General features: G+C 55.1%; 14 protein-coding genes. 8 read left to right on the top strand and 6 right to left on the bottom strand.

What is annotated here, in order from left to right; translation table 11 throughout:
• Positions 1-98: 98 nt before the first annotated feature.
• Complete coding sequence (locus tag J1782_RS17325; RefSeq protein ID WP_152326153.1) at positions 99-1,391, bottom strand: MFS transporter; 1,293 nt, start codon at positions 1,389-1,391, stop codon at positions 99-101.
• A 142-nt stretch (positions 1,392-1,533) separates the two neighbouring features.
• Here J1782_RS17325 and J1782_RS17320 point away from each other — a divergent pair, with 142 nt between their 5' ends.
• From J1782_RS17320 to J1782_RS17305, 4 genes are all read left to right on the top strand, one after another.
• The gene (locus J1782_RS17320; protein WP_152326154.1) at positions 1,534-2,433 is read left to right on the top strand and encodes a LysR family transcriptional regulator; all 900 of its coding nucleotides are present in this window, start codon (positions 1,534-1,536) and stop codon (positions 2,431-2,433) included.
• Between the two features lie 170 nt (positions 2,434-2,603).
• Positions 2,604-3,827 carry an ROK family transcriptional regulator gene (locus J1782_RS17315; protein ID WP_152326155.1) on the top strand — a complete coding sequence of 408 codons (1,224 nt, stop codon included), beginning with the start codon at positions 2,604-2,606 and terminating at the stop codon, positions 3,825-3,827.
• A 321-nt stretch (positions 3,828-4,148) separates the two neighbouring features.
• Positions 4,149-4,835 carry a dethiobiotin synthase gene (bioD, locus tag J1782_RS17310; RefSeq protein WP_217153601.1) on the top strand — a complete coding sequence of 229 codons (687 nt, stop codon included), beginning with the start codon at positions 4,149-4,151 and terminating at the stop codon, positions 4,833-4,835.
• 131 nt (positions 4,836-4,966) lie between these two features.
• Entirely contained in the window at positions 4,967-6,448 is a 1,482-nt protein-coding gene (locus J1782_RS17305) for an MDR family MFS transporter (RefSeq protein ID WP_217153600.1), read from the top strand.
• Here J1782_RS17305 and J1782_RS17300 read toward each other — a convergent pair.
• From J1782_RS17300 to J1782_RS17280, 5 genes are all read right to left on the bottom strand, one after another.
• A complete protein-coding gene (locus J1782_RS17300) occupies positions 6,445-8,103 on the bottom strand; it encodes an iron ABC transporter permease (RefSeq protein WP_217153599.1) in 1,659 nt (552 codons plus the stop codon). The two genes, J1782_RS17305 and J1782_RS17300, sit on opposite strands and share 4 nt — an antisense overlap.
• A gap of 60 nt (positions 8,104-8,163) precedes the next feature.
• Entirely contained in the window at positions 8,164-9,105 is a 942-nt protein-coding gene (locus tag J1782_RS17295) for an ABC transporter substrate-binding protein (RefSeq protein WP_371819795.1), read from the bottom strand.
• 86 nt (positions 9,106-9,191) lie between these two features.
• Complete coding sequence (locus J1782_RS17290; protein WP_217153598.1) at positions 9,192-9,935, bottom strand: ABC transporter ATP-binding protein; 744 nt, start codon at positions 9,933-9,935, stop codon at positions 9,192-9,194.
• 790 nt (positions 9,936-10,725) lie between these two features.
• Positions 10,726-12,231, bottom strand: a complete 1,506-nt coding sequence (gene araA / locus J1782_RS17285) for an L-arabinose isomerase (RefSeq protein WP_217153597.1) — start codon at positions 12,229-12,231, stop codon at positions 10,726-10,728.
• Between the two features lie 52 nt (positions 12,232-12,283).
• On the bottom strand, positions 12,284-13,963 hold the full coding sequence (locus J1782_RS17280; protein WP_217153596.1) for a ribulokinase: 1,680 nt from the start codon (positions 13,961-13,963) through the stop codon (positions 12,284-12,286).
• A 416-nt stretch (positions 13,964-14,379) separates the two neighbouring features.
• Between J1782_RS17280 and J1782_RS17275 the strand changes: the two genes are divergently transcribed.
• The 4 genes from J1782_RS17275 (at position 14,380) to araC (ending at position 19,202) form a co-directional block, all read left to right on the top strand.
• Positions 14,380-15,366, top strand: a complete 987-nt coding sequence (locus J1782_RS17275) for an arabinose ABC transporter substrate-binding protein (protein WP_152326162.1) — start codon at positions 14,380-14,382, stop codon at positions 15,364-15,366.
• Between the two features lie 117 nt (positions 15,367-15,483).
• On the top strand, positions 15,484-17,067 hold the full coding sequence (araG, locus tag J1782_RS17270; RefSeq protein ID WP_152326163.1) for an L-arabinose ABC transporter ATP-binding protein AraG: 1,584 nt from the start codon (positions 15,484-15,486) through the stop codon (positions 17,065-17,067).
• 15 nt (positions 17,068-17,082) lie between these two features.
• Positions 17,083-18,090: an L-arabinose ABC transporter permease AraH gene (gene araH / locus J1782_RS17265; protein ID WP_371819794.1), complete on the top strand. Its 1,008-nt coding sequence runs from the start codon at positions 17,083-17,085 to the stop codon at positions 18,088-18,090.
• A gap of 176 nt (positions 18,091-18,266) precedes the next feature.
• On the top strand, positions 18,267-19,202 hold the full coding sequence (araC, locus tag J1782_RS17260) for an arabinose operon transcriptional regulator AraC (RefSeq protein ID WP_217153595.1): 936 nt from the start codon (positions 18,267-18,269) through the stop codon (positions 19,200-19,202).
• Positions 19,203-19,802: the final 600 nt, after the last annotated feature.

The following is a 19,802-nucleotide window of genomic DNA, read 5'->3' as shown; positions in this document are numbered from 1 at the left end:
GGGCTGGCGCAGTTAAAAAGCGCGGGTGTCCGGAGGGCGCGCGCGTTAACGCGCCATCTGGGCCAGTTTGGGTGGCAACCCAGGTTCTTAAAATGGCATTAAGCGGCTTTTGCCTCAGAAAGCCGCATCAACCGGATCCCGACACCGACCCCAACAACCAACATCAGACTGATAAACCCCGTAATTCCGTACCAACCGTAGGCGTGCCAGAAGAATCCTCCCAGAGTCCCGGCGACGCTCGATCCCGCGTAGTAGCTGAACAGATAAAGTGACGACGCCTGTCCTTTCGCGCGGCGTGCGCGACGGCCGATCCAGCCGCTGGCAACCGAGTGGGCGGCGAAGAATCCGCCGGTGACCAGGATCATTCCGATGAAAATCATCCAGACGGGTGAGAAGGCGGTGATCAAAATCCCCACCAGCATGATAGCAGTAGAACCAATCAGCACCGGGCCGCGGCCATACACACCGGTCATCACACCGGCTTTCGGCGAGCTGTAAGTGCCCATCAGATACACAATCGACAGGATACCGACGATGGCCTGGCTCAGGTTGTACGGCGTTGCGAGCAGGCGGTAACCGATGTAGTTGAACATCGTCACAAAGCTGCCCATCAGCAGGAAACCTTCGGCAAACAGCAGCGGCAGGCCGCTGTCCCGCCAGTGGAGTTTGAAGTTAATCAGCAATTTGCGCGGCTTGAGCGAACTGGCGCGGAAATGCTTTGAAGGCGGGAGAATGCGCCAGAACATGATCGCTGCGGCGAGCGCGAAGAAACCGACGACCGCCATAGCGATACGCCATGAGAAGAAATCCGTCAGAACGCCGCTGACCAGACGTCCGCTCATCCCGCCGATGGAATTCCCGCTGATGTATAGCCCCATCGAAAACGCCACGACGCTCGGATGAATTTCTTCGCTCAGATACGTCATGGCAACCGCCGCCACGCCGCTCAGCGACAAACCAATCAGTGCGCGCATGATAAGAATCGCGTCCCAGCTTTGCATAAAGGAACACACCAGCGTGCAACCCGCGGCCAGTAACAGCGCCACCACCATCACCGATTTACGCCCCACGGCGTCCGAAACCGGGCCGGTAAAAAGCAGGCCAACCGCCATCAGACCGGTGGATAACGACAGCGATAAACTGCTGGTCGCAGGCGATACCCCGAAATCATGCGAGAGCACCGGCAGAATTGGCTGAACGCAATAGAGCAGGGCAAACGTCGCCAGACCCGCTGAAAATAAAGCCAGCGTGACGCGGATAAACTGCGGTGTTCCACGTTTGATAAAAGGGGTTTTCAAGCCGGAACGGGCGACGGGGCTTTCAGGATTTAATTCGTCGTCATTAACAGAGTCATTGGCTGGTGCAGCGGAAATCCGCCGGGAGGTTTTCACTGGAATTCCTTAACGCGATGAGCTGTAAAACTAAATTTTAAAATGTATGAAAATTTTAACAGTGGCCGATATATTGTCTAATATATTAATTTCGCAAGAACGATACGTTAAACATATCAATGAGGATAAATTGATCTAAACCATGAGCCACATTGAACTGCGTCATTTGCGGTATTTCATCGCAGTCGCCGAAGAGCTGCATTTTGGCCGTGCCGCTGAGCGGTTACATATTTCTCAGCCGCCGCTCAGCCAGCAGATTCAGGCGCTGGAAACTCATGTCGGTGCGACGCTGTTTTACCGAAACAACCGCAGCGTGCGGCTGACGCAGGCCGGACAGGCATTTTTGCAGGAAGCACGGCAGATCTTGCTGCGTGTTGATGAAGCAGCGGCGCAGGCGGCACGAATTCATCGCGGCGAATCAGGGAATCTGACGCTCGGGCTGACGTCTTCCGCGCCTTTTATGCGTCGCGTTTCCCGCACGCTGCATCATTTCCGGCTGACCTATCCCGGCGTCAATATTCGGATCGAGCAACTCAACAGTAAACAGCAAATCGAACCGCTGCTGGAAGGTAAGCTGGATCTGGGGATTATGCGCAACGGCGAGTTGCCGGAAGAGCTGGCGCATCATCTGATCCTGTCGGAACCGCTGATTGCCGTGGTTCACAAAGACAATCCGCTGAACGCGCTGCCTGACGGCGAACTGACGTTTCAGCATCTGGCCGATCAGCCTTTCGTGTTCTTCTCCAAAGACGTCGGCACGTCGCTGTATGACGATATTCTCGGTCAGCTCAAAACACAGGGAATAACGCCTTTTATCACCCAGGAAGTGGGCGAGCCGCTGACGATTATCGGGCTGGTGGCGGCGGGTTTAGGCGTGTCGATATTGCCGGCGTCGTATTTGCGCATTCAGGTCGATGGCGTGCGTTATTTGCGTTTCGGAAAAGCAGAAGGTACCACGCAGCTCTGGCTGGTGAATCACGCGCGTCGCCCGATGACCGCGGCCACGCGGGCGTTTATCGATTTACTGCTCCGGGAGAACTGACTGTGCAACTGGGGGCAAACCTGCTGTATTTCCAGTCAATTCTGAGAGGCTTTTCACACAATTTGTGCACCAAATCACATAACGAATCAAATAGTTGACGACATATGACAAAAACCCCAACATAGCCCTAATCTTTATTTTGAAGCGCGAAAATAACAGGAGTTCCTTGAGTGATCCCCGACGGGCAACCCGGACATATTGATCAGATTAAACAAACCAATGTCGGTGCTGTGTACCGCCTGATAGATCAGTTTGGTCCCATTTCGCGCATAGAACTTTCTAAAAAAGCTCAACTCGCTCCGGCCAGTATTACCAAGATTGTCCGTGAACTTTTACAGGCACATCTGGTACTTGAAACTGAGTTTCAGGATCCGGGAAGCCGCGGGCGTCCCGCCATTGGTTTAGCCCTGGATACTCAGGCCTGGCATTACCTTTCGGCACGTATCAGCCTGGGGTCGATCACTCTCGGTTTACGGGATCTGAGCAGCAAACTGGTGGTAGAAGAAGTGCTTCCGCTGCCGGAGCAGGCACATCAGCCGCTGCTTAAACGCATCATTTCTGAAATCGATCAGTTCTTTATCCGCCATCAGCGCAAACTTGAGCGCCTGACCGCCATCGCGATTACCCTGCCGGGCATGATTGATGCGCGCCGGGGCATTGTTCACCGCATGCCGTTTTATCATGACGTTTTCGATATGCCGCTTGGCGATACGCTTTCGGAACATACGGGCCTGCCGGTGTACGTTCAGCATGATATCGGCGCGTGGACGCTGGCAGAATCGTTGTACGGTGCGTCACGCGGTTGCAAAAATGTGGTGCAGATTGTGATTGACCACAACGTCGGCGCCGGGGTGATTACCAGCGGGCGCGTTTTGCACGCAGGCAGCAGCAGCGTGGCCGAAATCGGGCACACGCAGGTTGATCCGTACGGGAAACGCTGTTATTGCGGCAATCACGGTTGTCTGGAAACCGTTGCCAGTACCGACAGTATTTTGGATTTAGTGCGTCAGCGCCTCACGGTGCCGGTGCCTGCCAGTTTGCTGCACGGCGTTTCTCTGACGATTGAAGCAGTGTGTGACGCCGCGAACCGGGGCGATCAGCTGGCGCGTGATGTGATTATCAGCGTGGGGCAGAGCGTAGGACGTATTCTGGCGATCATGGTGAATTTGTTTAATCCGGAAAAAGTGCTGATCGGCTCACCGCTTAATTTATCTCAGGATATTCTTCATCCCGCGATAATGTCCTGTATTCAGCAGCAATCACTTCCCGCATATAGCGAAAATATCAAACTGGAATCCACGCAATTTTATAATCAGGGAACAATGCCCGGCGCGGCATTAGTTAAGGATGCGCTTTATAGCGGCTCCTTACTGATTAAATTATTACAGGGATAATACTCTTAGCGGGCTATATTCTTCGGTGTGGCGACGTTTATTGATCTGTATCAGCAAGCAATGCCATAAATCTGACGCTCACAGGATGTGGTTTGTCCGCCGGTTACTTTAATTACTTATATTCCCTCAGGTTATGACATTAAATAAATTCTTATAACCTTATGCGTATTCCTTACAGTCCAGTCAACAAAACATTGCGCTAACGCAAACCGCTCTCATCTCTCATCGCCTAGACTTTCAGCTGTTACTTTGTCTCTGGCGGCTTTTTCTTACCGGAGGCTATCTTTCAATAAGACGGAGAGATCCCGGAGCCTGAATTTCATGTTAACGCACTTTTTCGTCACGGGTACGGACGCCCGTGTAGGTAAAACCATTGTCACACGTGCCTTGCTTCAGGCCTTAGCCGCGCAGGATCGCTGCGTTTTAGGCTATAAACCTATTGCAACTGGCAGCCAGGAGCTGGCCGACGGGGTTCGAAATAAAGATGCGGTAACTCTCCAGCAGTCATCTTCTATTGCTTATCCTTTTAATAGAATAACCCCTCTGGCCTTAGCTGACGAAGATATTTATGCCAGCCAGGTTCCTGAGAATATTTTTGAAATAATGACCAGTGGCCTCAACTTCATGCGTGAAGAGGCAGATTCAGTGGTCGTAGAAGGGTGCGATGGCTGGAGAACATTGATTACTCCGCACCTTTTATATTCAGACTGGGTTCGCAAGCAAAATATGCCGGTCGTATTAGTGGTCGGTATTCAGGAAGGCTGTGTCAGCCACGCGCTATTAACGGCGCAGGCGATTATCGCCGATGGATTACCGCTGCTGGGTTGGGTTGCAAACCGAATTAACCCGTGCCTTGCCCACTATCAGGAAACTATTGACGCGATCAGTGCCAATATTTCCGCGCCGCTGCTGGGTGAAATTCCTTATTTACCTCGTGCGGAAAGCCGCGATATGGCCAAATTTATTGACCTGTCCAGCCTGAAGCTGAAAACGTTGACCAACGTCTGATACGTGACGTTGTCACGTAACCATCGAAACAAAGCGGCTCAGAGTGCCAAACCCTGAGCCGCTTTTTTGTCTATAGTTTGTGTATAGTTTGCCTATCTGCCTGAGCGCATAATCTAACGAAAACAGAGAACATGGCCGTCACGACTCCCGTTGTAAAATCATCACACCGCCCCTTAATTCTCACTGCCTGCATGTTATCGATGTTTATGGCGGCCGTGGAAGTCACAATTGTGGCGACCGCGATGCCGACCATCATCGGTGATCTCGGCGGTTTCTCGCTGCTCGGCTGGGTCTTTGCCGTCTATCTGCTGACACAGGCGATTACCGTGCCGATCTATGGCCGGCTGGCAGATTTGTACGGTTGCCGGAAAATGTTTTTCATCGGGACGACGCTGTTTCTCATCGGCTCCGTGTTGTGTGGATTCGCGCCCTCGCTGGCCTGGATGATTGCTTTCCGTGCCTTGCAGGGTCTGGGCGCAGGGGCGATTACGCCGATTGCGACCACGCTGATTGCCAATGTTTATGGCCCGCAGGAACGTGCGAAAGCGCAGGGCTATTTGTCCAGCGTGTGGGGCGTTTCGGCGATTGTCGGCCCGCTGATGGGGGCATTTATCGTTTCGCATTTCCCGTGGGCCGTCGTGTTTTGGGTTAACGTGCCGATCGGTCTGGTGGCGATGGCAATTCTGGTTAAATACCTGCCGCCGGACGGGCAGCGTAAACAACATAAACTGGATCTGGCCGGAACCGGTTATCTGACGCTTTCCGTTGCGGCGCTGCTTCTGGCGTTGCTTCAGGCCGAAGTGCTGGGCTACTGGGCGCTGGCGCTGATTGTGCTGGCGGTGGTCAGCGGATATTTGCTGATCCGCCAGGAGCGCAAAGCGCCTGAGCCGCTGTTCCCGCTGGCGTTGTGGGAAAGCAAAGTGATTATTGCCGGTAACATTGGCGGCCTGATTATCGGCGCGACGATGATGGGGATCAGCGCGTTTCTGCCGACCTACGTGCAGGGCGTTCTCGGCGGCACGCCGCTGGAAGCAGGCACCACGCTGGCGCTGATGTCCATCGGCTGGCCACTGGCGAGCATGCTCAGCAGCCGTCTGATGCAGGCGACGTCTTACCGCGCGACAGCGGTCCTGGGCGGCGTTTTACTGCTGGGCGGAAGTGTGGCGCTGCTGTTTCTTTCGCCAGATTCCGGGCTGTGGGTGGCGCGTCTGGCGGCGTTTTCAATCGGCGCGGGAATGGGGTTAGCGAATACCACGTTTATTGTGTCGGTGCAGAATAATGCGGAACCGGCAATCCGCGGGATTGCGACCGCATCCACCTTATTTACCCGCATGTTAGGCTCGGCAATCGGCACCGCCGTGCTGGGCGCAACGCTGAATCTCAATCTGCAATATCGCCTGCCTCAGGTGAACGATCCGGTTCAGCAACTGATGGAAAAAGCCACGCGCAATGCGATGGAAAGCCATCATCTGGCGGCGCTGACCGAAAGTGTGGCGGCGTCCCTGCACTGGGTCTTTATGGTTTCCGCGATTATTTCCGTACTGGCGGTCGCCGCCGGTCTGTTAATTCCGGCAGGCGACCGCCCGCAGACCGAACCGCAGCGGGAGAGCTAAGCCAGCGGTTTTCGTTGAAGCCTGACGGCTGCCAGCATCAGCGTCAGGCTCAGTAACACCGCAACTGACGCCATTGCCATGCCATCTCCTACCGATCCCTGTTCAAACTGCCGCCACACATACACCGATACGGTCTGCACGCCTGCCGGTGAAAGCAGCAGCGACGTCACCAGTTCGCGAGAGGCGACGGCAAACACCATCATCATCGACGCCAGCAGGCTGGGAAAGACCAGCGGCAGCAGGATCAGCCGCAGCGTTTGCGCTGCCGTCGCCCCATGCACCCGCGCGGCCGCATCCAGATTTCCGCCGATCTGCTTTAACGCCGCGCTGACGTAACGCACCGGATAAGGCAGCAGCAGGCAACAATAGGCGAGCAGCAAAATCACCCAGGTGTTGTAAGGTGTAACCGGCCAGAAGCTGCGGTTCCACGCCAGGATCAGCCCGACACCAACCACGATCCCCGGCAGCGCCGCCGGTAACAAAGACAATCCGTCAATCAGCGCCGAACAGCGGATCTTCCTGACCACCACCAGCCACGACGCCAGAAAGCCCGTCGCGCCCGCGATGAATGCCGTGCCGAGCCCCAGACTGAGGCTGGTCGACAGGGCGCTGATCGCGTCGCCGTGTGGGGTAAACAGCGCGCCGAAGTGACGTAATGTCAGGTTCGACAGCGAAAGTCCGCCAGAAAGCGTGCCGGAAAACGCTGTAGCCAGCGTCGATAAAATCGGCAGCGCCACGGCAATCACCGTCACCAGCGTGAATAATGCCAGCACCGGGATCGTCCAGCCTTTCAGCCGTTTTTGTGTGATATCGGCGGGTTTGCCGGTCATGCTTTCCACATTTTTGCCCGCCACCACCGCGCGCTGAACGCTGTAAGCGCACAGCGCGATCGCCACCAGCATCAGTGAAAGCACCGCCGCGCCGGGTAAATCAATCGGCCAGTCGGCAAGGCGCGCTTCGATGCCGGTGGTCAGCAGCATCACGCCGCTGCGCGAACCGAGCGCGCCCGGCACGCCGTATTCTTCGATGGATAACGTAAATGCCAGCAGCAAACTTGATGCCATAGCGGGCAGTGCCATGGGTAATGTCACGCGGGAAAAGGCGCGCCACGGGCCAGCGCCGTGAATACGTGCCACGTCTGCCAGACGGCTGCCGCTGGCGGCCATGCTGCGCGACACCGCGAAATACACCACCGGAAAGACGTTCAGCGTCATGACCACAACCATGCCCGGTGTGGAAAACAGGAAATCGTTGAGATGCAGCCACGGCACCAGTTGCTGCACATAACCGCGGGTTTGCAGCGCCAGCATCCACGACAGGGCAGCAATATAAGGCGGCAGCAAAAAGGGCACCAGAAACAGAACATCCCACAACGCCGCACCCGGCAGGGCAAACAGGCCGCGCAGCGCGCCGAGCGGAATACCGATTAATCCGCTGCACAGCGCGACGCCCAGCCCGACTTTGATCGTGGTGGAAAACAGTTCACGCAGCTGAGGTTCGGCGAACACACGGGTAAATACGCTGAACGGTGCGGAATAAGCACCGGTATCGAGATGCGGGAAAACCGCCTGTAAAATCACAAAGCTGACCGGCACGGCGACCAGCAATAACAACGCAATGCCCGTTACGCCGGGCAAAAAAGCATTTCTGTTCATGGTATTTGTCGTCGTTGTTCGGGGAGGGGAAACGGGCTGCCTTCGCAGCCCGTGACTGACTTACTGCTGACCGAACAGTTTTGCGAAACGCTCGAGCACTTCTTTGCGCGACGCCGAGGCCTGAGAGGCTTCCGGCAACAGTTTCAGTGATTTAAACAACGGACGTTTGGCGTCGATATCGGTGCGCGCGGGCATCAGCCACGCATCGGCTACCAGTTTCTGGCCTTCAGGCGAAAGCGCGTAATCGATAAACGCTTTGGCTTCTTTCTGCTGCTGGCTGGATTTGAGGATCATCATCGGACGCGGGGCGATCACGGTACCGCTGACCGGGAAAATCACCCTGACGGATTCGCCGTCCTGCACACTGGCGTAAGAGACATAATCCACCGCGCCAAACACCGCGGCTTTCGCGCCCTGCAACACTGGCGTCAGCGCCTGTGCGTTTGGCCCGGCGATAATCATGCCGTTGGCTTTCAGATCCTCAAACAGCTTCCACGCCTGCTGTGCGTGGGCATTTTGTAACCCGATCAGCAAATCCAGCGACGCACCGGAAAGCGAAGGGTCAGGCGTGGTCACTTTGTCTTTAAATTCCGGTTTGGCTAAATCGCCCCAGTCTTTTGGCTCAGTGGTACCACTTTTGGTGTTCCACACGATACCCAGCGCGGAAATTCCTTGCGCGACGTAGTAAGGCGTTTTGAATTGCGCCGGAACCTGCTCTGCGTTCGGGCTTTGATATTCCAGCAGCCAGCCGCGTTTTTCGAGATCGGTTGCGTTATCCCAGGATGCGGAGATAAGAACGTCAGCGCGCGGATTGGCCTGCTCGGCGTCCAGGCGGGCCATCACTTTGCCGGTGGTGGCCTGGAAAACATCCACTTTCACACCGGTTTGTTTTTCATAACCTGCCGCCAGTTTTTTTGCCAGAGAACCCGGCCCGGCGGTGTAGAGCGTCAGCGCCTGCGCGCTGCCTGCTGCCATTGCGAGAGAAAGAGTCATTGCGGTCATTACGCCTGTTTTAGTACGGGAAAACGTTGTGCTGTTCTTACGAAAAGTGCTGACTGTGCGGTTCATCATTTTTATCCCATCAGAGGTTAAGCAACAAAAGGTGAAATTACGGAAGGATCAATCGTGTCAATACGGGCAATCGCGCCCTTGTCCATACGGGCAATACGATGGGCGAGCGCGTGGGCTTCGTGCTGATCGTGCGTGACGTAAACCGCGGTGGTGCCGAGCTGGCGCAACAACACCGCCATTTCTTCACACAGGCTTTCGCGCAAATCGCGGTCGAGATTCGACAGCGGTTCATCAAACAGCAGGATGCGGGGTTCGGCGACGATGGCGCGGGCCAGTGCCACACGCTGTTGCTGCCCGCCGGAGAGCTCAGAAGGGCGGCGCGAGAAAAAATCCGCCAGCCCGACGCGTTCCAGCGCCGCCATCACTTTTTCCTGCTGCGCCGCGCCACGAATTCCGCGCATCTGCAACGGAAACGCGACGTTCTGGCGAACGGTCATGTGTGGCCAGAGCGCGTAATCCTGAAACGCCATGCCGAGATTACGTTTTTCCGGCGGCAGACTGAACGAGCCACTGGCGACGATTTCGCCGTCGAAACTGATCTGCCCCGATGCGGGATGCAGTAAGCCCGCCAGCATTTTCAGCAGCGTACTTTTCCCGCAGCCCGAAGGGCCGAGCAGGGCGAGGATCGTGCCTTCCGGCACCGATAAATTGACGTGATTGAGTACCGGGTTGCTCCCGAAGAAATGGGAAACCTGATGGATAGCGATAGCGGGACAGGTGCGCGACGGCGCATTCCCGCCGGTATGAGCTGGAATGATCATGGTTGTACTATCCTCTTTGGGACTTATTAGTGGAGGTGAGGGTAAAGGGGGAATGTGACCGGGGTGTGACACCTTATAGAAAGGTGACCAAATTGCCTTTGCAGGCGGCTTACGGATGACCGGGAATATTTCGGTTTTTCACGTGCGGTGACCGCTCAGCGTCTGGTGCCGAAACCGACCAAAGAGGGCTATGACGAGCCCTCTTTGGAATCTCCGCGTCTTTTTACAACACGCGCTATCGCCGGGTCGACGGGCATGTTCTGGAACAATCTAATGTGGCGCGAAATCTTGCCGCTGCGCGGTTCCTTCCCCGAGGGCTTCGAGCCATTGGTCTCGAACCCTCAGTCAGCAAAATTTCTGAGCGCGCCATCTAAATTTTCTCAAAAATAACAACGAGTTGGTTTACTCCTTCCCCGCGTGAGAGGGGAAGGAGTAAATAAAAACCAGCCAGCATCCATCTTTCGGATTACATAGCCCGTGGCCGCTTTCAAAAATCACGCTGGAAGGAGAGGTGGAAAACCGCGTATCTTTTCGCGCGATTTGTAATCCGACTGGAAGGAACCGCGCAGCGGCGGGATTTTGCGGCAACAGCAAAAGTCCCTGAAACATTGCCAGCCAGCGAAGCGCTTGTTGGAAAAAGCGTGGAGGATTCCAAAGGAGGAAGAGCACTTTCCTCCTTTGGGCGGTTTCGGCGCAGCGCGTTAAGTGATCACCGCACGTAAGAAACCGAAATGTTTTCGATCTGCTTTAGCAGTGTAAGCCGCCATTGCAGCGGCCTTCTGCAAGCAAATCAGCGACTGCACAATTTGTAATAAACTTCATTCCACCGGATCTGATTCTTGAAGTCCGCCAGAGTCGTGTCGTTATCAATCACCAGCAACTCAATCCCGGACAGCTCCGCATACAACCGCAGTGCATCGATATCCAGCGCCTGAGAGAACACCGTGTGGTGCGCGCCGCCGCCGAGGATCCAAGCTTCAGCCGCCGTTGCCAGAGAAGGCTGGGCTTTCCAGATTGCACGGGCAACCGGCAGTTTTGGCAGCGGATGTGGCTGCTCGATGGTATCCACCTGATTGACCAGCAGACGGAAGCGATCGCCCATGTCGATGACGCTGGCATTGACCGCCGGGCCTGCCGGGGTGGAGAAAATCAGACGCGCCGGATCAGCTTTGCCGCCTATGCCGAGGTATTGCGCATCCAGCAACGGTTTTTCTTCTTTGGCAATCGACGGGCACACTTCCAGCATGTGCGAGCCAACCACCAGATCGTTGCCCGGCTTGAAGTTGTAGGTGTAATCTTCCATGAACGACGTGCCGCCTTTCAGGCCGCTGGCCATCACTTTCATGATGCGCAGCAGGGCCGCGGTTTTCCAGTCGCCTTCGCCGCCAAAGCCGTAGCCTTTTTGCATCAGACGCTGTACCGCCAGCCCCGGCAGTTGTTTCATGCCGTGCAGATCTTCAAAGTTGGTGGTGAATGCGCCGAATTTCCCCTGCTCCAGGAAACGGGTCATCCCCAGTTCGATTTTTGCTGCGTCCAGCAGGTTTTCACGACGGTCGCCGTTGAGTTTCACGGCATCCGTCAGGCGGTAAGTGGATTCATACTCTTCCACCAGCGTATCGATATCGCCTTTGCTGACTTCGTTGATGACGCTGACCAGATCGCCGATACCATAGGCACTGATGCTGTAGCCGAACTGGATTTGCGCGGCCACTTTATCGCCTTCGGTCACCGCCACTTCACGCATGTTGTCGCCAAAACGCGCCACTTTCAGATGCTGGCTTTCATTCTTCGCCGCGGCAACGCGCATCCACTGAGCGATGCGGCGGTGCGATTCGCCATCCTGCCAGTGACCGGCGACCACGGAATGTTGCTGACGCATGCGCGCGCCGATGAAACCGAATTCACGGCCGCCGTGTGCGGTCTGGTTCAGGTTCATGAAGTCCATGTCCATGGAATCCCACGGAATTTCAGCATTGAACTGTGTATGGAACTGTAACAGCGGTTTATGCAGGATGCTCAGACCGGCAATCCACATTTTGGCCGGAGAGAAGGTGTGCAGCCAGGTAATCAGGCCGACGCAGGAATTCGCATAGTTAGCTTCGCGGCAAAGTGCGGTGATTTCATCCGGCGTGGTGACCAGCGGTTTGAGCACCAGTTTGACCGGCAATCCGGCTTCTGCGTTCAGGCCATTGACTACCTTCTCGGCGTTCTCTTTTACCTGACGTAACGTTTCCGGCCCGTACAGATGCTGACTGCCAATAGCGAACCACACTTCGAGATGTTTAAACGCGTCCATTAATCACTCCTGAATTTCAGATGTTTGAAAAAACCGTTTTCGAAAAAAATAGTCAGTGTGCTGTCTTCGCTGCAAACAGCGGTTCAGTGGTTGCACACCATTGCTGATAACGTTCGTACAGACGCTGGTATTGTTCGACGCGCTGCGGATCTGGCAGCAACGTGCGTTCGATGCTGCACGCCATTTTTTCCTGGGCGGCAGGGACATCTTTGAATTCTCCGGCGGCGACGGCAGCAAAGATGGCGGCACCCAGCGCGCAGCACTGATCGGAGGCGACAATCTGCAACGGACGGTTCATGGCGTCGGCGCAAACCTGCATGATGACCGGCGATTTACGGGCAATACCGCCGAGCGTGAGAACGTTTTCAACCGGAATGTCCTGTTGTTCGAAACATTCCATAATCGCGCGCGCACCAAAGGCGGTTGCCGCAATGAAACCGCCGAACAGTTCCGGTGCTTCGGTGCCGAGATTGATGTCAGTAATGACGCCTTTCAGACGCTGATTGGCAAACGGTGTCCGGCGTCCGTTAAACCAGTCGAGCACCAGCGGCAGGTGATCCAGCTTCGGATTGGCGGCCCACGCGGCGGTCAGATCGGGCAGCAGATTTTTTTGCAAGGCGGTGAGTTGTTCTTTCAGTTCCGGATGCGCCTTAGCGGCCTGAATCAGCGGCCAGCTCAGCAGGCGGCTGAACCACGCATACATATCGCCAAACGCGGATTGTCCGGCTTCCATGCCGATCATCTCCGGCACCACGCTGCCTTCCACCTGACCACAAATTCCGGCGATGGCGCGGTCGTTTACCCGTTCTTTATCGGCAATCAGGATGTCGCAGGTGGAGGTACCGATCACTTTGACCAGCGTGTAAGGCTGTGCGCCCGCGCCGACTGCGCCCATATGGCAGTCGAATGCGCCGCCGGAAAGCACGACGGAGGCGGGCAGGCCGAGGCGTTCTGCCCATTCAGGCGTCAGCGTGCCGACAGCCTGTTCAGCGGTGACGGTGTTGGTAAACAGCGGATACGGCAGGTGTTCAACCAGCAAAGGATCGAGCGCGGCGAAGAAATCTTTCGGCGGCAGGCCGCCCCACGACGGATGCCAGAGCATTTTGTGTCCGGCGCTGCAACGGCCACGTACGACTTTATCCGGCGCGGTGGTGCCGGAGAGCAGGGCGGGCACCCAGTCGCATAATTCCACCCAGGAGGCGGCGGCTTTGGTGACAGCAGGGTCGGCGCGGGAAACATGGAGAATTTTGGCCCAGAACCATTCGGAGGAGTAAACGCCGCCGATATAGCGGGAATAGTCGGGGAAATCACCGCTGCGGCACAGACGGTTAATTTCTTCGGCTTCTTCTATCGCCGTGTGATCTTTCCATAACACGAACATGGCGTTCGGGTTTTCGGCGAACTCAGGATTCAGCGCCAGAATGTTGCCGTCTTTATCGACCGGTGCGGGTGTGGAACCGGTGGAATCCACGCCGATACCGACCACGCGTGCTGCGCGTTCGTTGCCAAGACGTTGTACGACGTTTTTAATCGCCTGTTCCATCGCTTCAATATAATCAAGGGGATGGTGGCGGAACTGATTTTTTGCCGCATCACAGTAACGGCCCTCATTCCAGCGCGGGTAGTAAACCACGTCGGTTTCCATTTCGGCACCGGTCTGACAATCAACGGCCAGTGCGCGGACGGAATCGCTGCCAAAATCAAGACCAAGAGCAATCGCACCTTGCGTCATTCTTTCTCACTCCTTCAGGTTTGCCGTAGTCATTACGGCGGCGAATCGAATTGCTCTAACAGTAGGAGGATGGCAAAAAGTGAGTGAGGAGGCGTTAGCTGGAAGTATGCACAAATCTGCTCCCCATGATGTTTCTGTGAGGTTGGTCAAATGTTAGTGTTTGGCTAAAATCGCTATATCTATGTACAAACCTGCTGTTTTCCCGCCGTGTGATAGCGCTCTACATTCCGCTGCAAAATTACCGCTAAAACTTACTGCGTCTTACAACAGAGCGTGACGCAAATCCGCTATAAACCGGACTTCGCCGCGCTCTGATTTTGTTTCCTTACGCCAATGATAACGTTTTCATGATTGCGGACAGCCACCCGGATTAAGGCCGGAATCGTGAAAAACAACAATAAAAGTCGGAGAACATCATGCATAAATTCACTAAGGCGCTGGCGGCGGTCGGGTTAGCGGCTGTTATGTCACATTCAGCTATGGCAGCAGACAATCCGAAGCTGGGTTTTCTGGTTAAACAACCGGAAGAACCGTGGTTCCAGACTGAATGGCGGTTCGCTGATAAGGCCGGTAAAGACCTGAATTTCGAGGTCATTAAAATTGCCGTGCCGGATGGCGAAAAAACGCTGAATGCCATCGACAGCCTGGCGGCGAACGGCGCGAAAGGGTTTGTTATCTGTACGCCGGATCCGCGTCTGGGGCCTGCCATCATGGCCAAAGCCCGCAGCTATGACATGAAAGTGATCCAGGTGGATGACCAGTTTGTGAATGCCAAAGGCAAACCGATGGAAGAAGTGCCATTAGTGATGATGGCGGCGACCAAAATCGGCGAACGTCAGGGGCAGGAACTGTATAAGGAAATGCAAAAACGCGGCTGGAAAGTGGCTGATACCGGCGTAATGGCGATTACCGCGGATGAGCTGGATACCGCACGCCGCCGCACCAGCGGTTCTATGGATGCGCTGAAAGCCGCCGGTTTCCCTGAAAAACAAATCTATAAAGTGCCGACAAAATCCAACGATATCCCGGGCGCACTGGACGCCGGTAACTCCCTGCTGGTGCAACATCCTGAAGTGAAAAACTGGCTGATTATCGGCATGAACGACAACACCGTTCTGGGTGGCGTGCGTGCAACAGAAGGTCAGGGCTTTAAAGCGGCGAACGTGATCGGCATCGGCATCAACGGGGTTGACGCGGTGAATGAGCTGTCAAAAAGCGCGCAAACCGGCTTCTACGGTTCCCTGTTACCGAGCCCGGATATCCACGGTTACAAAAGTATCCAGATGCTGAATGAGTGGGTGACCAAAGGTGTTGAACCGCCGAAATTCACCGAAGTGACCGACGTTGTGCTGATCACCCGCGACAACTTCAAAGAAGAGCTGAAGAAGAAAGGCTTAATGTAACTTTTGCCTGATCTGAATTGAGTTACTGCACCACGGACGACGGTTAAGAAGTGCGACTGTTTTCTGTTGTGCAGTAATCGGTTTGAAATCCTTCACATATTTTTCCAGGTAGCCACTATGACTCAGCAATCTTCAAACAAGACGCCTTTGCTGACACCGTCGCTGACGGAGTTTGATGCGGCCACGCCGTATCTGGAATTCCATGACATTGGCAAAACTTTTCCGGGCGTGAAAGCGCTGGACGGTATTTCTTTCAATTGTTATGCCGGGCAAATCCATGCGCTGATGGGCGAGAACGGCGCGGGGAAATCCACGCTGCTGAAAATCCTCAGCGGAAACTACCAGCCGTCGCAGGGCAACATTCACATCAAAGGCCAGCCGGTAGCATTTAACAACACCACCGATGCGCTCGATGCCGGTGTGGCGATCATTTATCAGGAACTGCATCTGGTGCCGGAAATGACGGTGGCAGAAAACATTTATCTCGGGCAGTTGCCGAGTAAACACGGGTTCGTGAACCGCAAATTGCTGCGCTATGAAACCAAAATACAGCTGGAACATCTCGGGCTGGATATCGACCCGGACACGCCGCTGAAATATCTCTCCATCGGCCAGTGGCAGATGGTGGAAATTGCGAAAGCGCTGGCGCGTAACGCCAAAATCATTGCGTTCGACGAACCGACCAGCTCGCTGTCTGCCCGTGAAATTGAACAATTGTTCCGCGTTATCCGCGAGTTACGTGCCGAAGGGCGCGTCATTTTGTATGTTTCACACCGTATGGAAGAAATTTTTGCATTAAGTGACGCTGTCACTGTTTTCAAAGATGGCCGTTATGTGCGGACCTTCGACGACATGACGCAGGTCGATAACAGCAAGCTGGTGCAGGCTATGGTCGGCCGCAATCTGGATGATATCTACGGTTACGCGCCGCGTCCGCACGGCGAAATCCGTCTGGAACTGGACGACGTCAAAGCACCAGGCGTGAGAACGCCGGTCAGCCTGACCGTGCGTCAGGGGGAAATTGTCGGTCTTTTCGGGCTGGTCGGCGCAGGGCGCAGCGAGCTGATGAAAGGCCTGTTCGGCGGCACGCGCATTACCGGCGGCACCGTCAGGCTGGACGGCGAAGCACTGAATATCCGCAAACCGGCTGACGCCATCCGCCTCGGCATTATGCTGTGCCCGGAAGACCGCAAGGCCGACGGCATCATTCCGGTGCATTCAGTGCGCGACAATATCAACATCAGCGCCCGCCGCAAAACGGTGAAAGCGGGGTGCCTGATCAACAACGCCTGGGAAGCCAAAAATGCGCGCAAGCATATCGAAGCGCTGAACATCAAAACCCCGAGCGACCAGCAGCTGATCATGAACCTTTCCGGCGGTAATCAGCAAAAAGCTATTCTTGGCCGCTGGCTGTCGGAAGAAATGAAGGTCATTTTGCTCGACGAACCGACGCGCGGTATTGACGTCGGCGCCAAGCATGAAATCTACAACGTGATTTACTCACTGGCGAAACAGGGCATTGCCGTGCTGTTTGCGTCCAGTGATTTACCGGAAGTGCTGGGTCTGGCGGACAGAATTGTGGTGATGCGCGAAGGCGCCATCTCCGGCGAACTGTTGCACGACGACGCTACTGAAGAAAAAGCGCTGGGGCTCGCCATGTTGCGGACGCCAGATCTTGACTCTGCCCCTGACGCTGCCTGACTGAGGAGCAAAAATATTATGTCGAGTATGACAACCAATTCAGCCAAACCGGATCAACCTTCTGCTGCGTCGCGCAGCGGGCAAGGCCTGATGCGAATCTGGGACAGCTACGGCATGCTGGTGGTCTTCGCCGTGCTGTTTCTCGCCTGTACGATTTTTGTGCCGAACTTCAGTTCCTTCATCAACATGAAAGGGCTGGGGCTGGCGATTTCAATGTCCGGCATGGTGGCCTGCGGAATGTTGTTCTGTCTGGCATCCGGCGACTTCGACCTGTCCGTCGCCTCGGTGATTGCCTGCGCGGGTGTTACCACGGCAGTGGTCATCAACATGACCGAAAGTCTGTGGATTGGCGTCGCTGCCGGTTTGCTGCTCGGAATGCTGACCGGTTTGCTCAACGGTTTTGTTATCGCCCGTCTGAAAATCAACGCGCTGATCACCACACTTGCCACCATGCAGATTGTGCGCGGTCTGGCGTACATCATTTCTGACGGTAAAGCGGTCGGTATCGAAGACGAACGTTTCTTCGCGCTCGGCTATGCCAACTGGTTCGGGCTGCCCGCGCCAATCTGGCTGACGGTCGGCTGTCTGATTATCTTTGGCCTGCTGCTCAACAAAACCACGTTTGGCCGCAACACGCTGGCGATTGGCGGTAATGAGGATGCGGCGCGGCTGGCGGGTGTGCCGGTCGTTCGTACTAAAATTATCATCTTTGTGCTTTCCGGGCTGGTGTCGGCGGCGGCGGGGATCATTCTGGCTTCGCGAATGACCAGCGGCCAGCCGATGACGTCGCTGGGCTTTGAACTGATCGTTATCTCTGCCTGCGTGCTGGGCGGCGTGTCGCTGAAAGGTGGCATCGGTAAAATTTCTTACGTGGTGTCGGGGATCCTGATCCTGGGCACGGTAGAAAATGCCATGAACCTGCTGAACATTTCTCCGTTCTCGCAATATGTCGTACGTGGTCTGATCCTGCTGGCGGCAGTCATCTTCGACCGCTACAAACAGAAAGCTAAAAAGACGGTTTAACCCTGTTCTGTGATAACGCTTTCACAGCTTTACCCCACGGCATTTAACGCTCTCATCGGTTAAATGCCGTAAAAACGCGTGGTTGTTCACAAATTAGTAACCTTTACTGGCAGCGTTTTCACCGCCGATTAGAATAGATGAAAAGTCCATAGCCCAGTGAAGTTTCAGGAGGTTCGATGTATCACCGTATGATTCAGGATCAGCAGCAAAATCCGCTGTTACCGGGTTACAGTTTCAACGCCTATCTGGTCGCCGGTATGACACCGATCCTCGCTGACGGGCCACTGGATTTCGCCATCGATCGTCCGGGCGGGATGAAAGGTTACATTCTTAACCTGACGGTCAAAGGTCAGGGGAAAGTCTTTGACGGTGAAGATACGTTTTACTGCAATCCTGGTGATTTGTTGTTGTTCCCGCCGAAAGCGCGCCATTTATACAGCCGCTCGGCCAATGCCGATTCCTGGTATCACCGCTGGGTGTATTTCCGCCCGCGCGCCTACTGGGCTGACTGGCTGGAATGGCATACCAAGACCCGCGACGTAGGGCGTCTTTCTCTACCGAACAACACCTTATTGCTGGAGTTCGACCGCCTTTTTGCCAATATCGAGCAAACCCAAAAATCAGGTCGTCGTTTCTGCGAAGAATTAGGGATGAATCTGCTGGAACGCCTGTTGTTGCGTGCCATGGAAGAAGATCCGCAGAGTCCACAAAAGATTATGGATCCGCGCGTCATTGAAGCCTGCCAGTTTATTACCGGTAATCTGGCCGGAGAACTGCGCATTGACGAAGTTGCGCGCCACGTTTGCCTCTCACCTTCACGGCTGGCGCATTTATTCCGCGAACAGGTCGGTATCAACATTCTGCGCTGGCGTGAAGATCAGCGGGTGATCCGCGCCAAACTGCTGTTACAAACTACCCAGGAATCCATTGCGACGATTGGCCGCGTGGTGGGATATGACGATCAGTTGTATTTCTCGCGTGTTTTCCGCAAGCGGGTAGGGGTGAGCCCGAGTGATTTCCGCCGACGCAGCGTGGAGATCAACTATCCGGCTAAACCGTACAGATCGCAGTCGTGGCCGGAGCAGGAAAACGCCGTGGCCTATCATTTTTGAGTTTTGCAGAGTGGGCCGCTGCAAAAGGGGCGGCCGTTTAAGGTCACCAAGACCTTGGGTTGCCACCCAAGCGGGCTTAAGGTCAAGACCGTGGGCGTCGGCCCACACCGACCAAAGACCCGGTAACGCGCGGGCCTCTGGACTCCGCGCTTTTTTCACTGCGCGCTATCGCGGGTGTGACGGACATGTTCCGCAGCAATAGTGAGTGGCGCAAATCCAGGTGCTTCGCACTGCCTTCTCTCGGTCTTCGAGCCTATGGTCTCGAAGCCGCTCCGTTCAGCTGAATTTTGATCACGCCAATAAACTTATCTAAAAGATAAATCCATTCCATTTTTGAATTTAAGATCGTGCGGGCGATTCAGAAAGCTTGCTGAATGAGAGGTTGCAGACCTGAGGCTGCAATCCCGAAATGAAGGCACCGCGCAGCGGCAAGCTTTCCAGCCTGTCACTGCAGTCACTGAAACATAGCCAGCGAGCGTTAGCACGTGTTGAAAAAGCGAAGGGAGATCCAAGAGGGAAAAAGCATTTTTCCCTCTTGGTCGGTTTCAGCGCGAAAGGCCGAGTGATAACCGTTATTAAGAAACCGAAATTATCTCAGTC

Source organism: Rahnella sp. BCC 1045, from assembly GCF_019049615.1.
In the GTDB taxonomy this organism is placed as follows: Bacteria; Pseudomonadota; Gammaproteobacteria; order Enterobacterales; family Enterobacteriaceae; genus Rahnella; species Rahnella contaminans.
The sequence above is the reverse complement of the archived record's forward strand: the minus strand, read 5'-3'. Positions and strand labels throughout refer to the sequence as shown.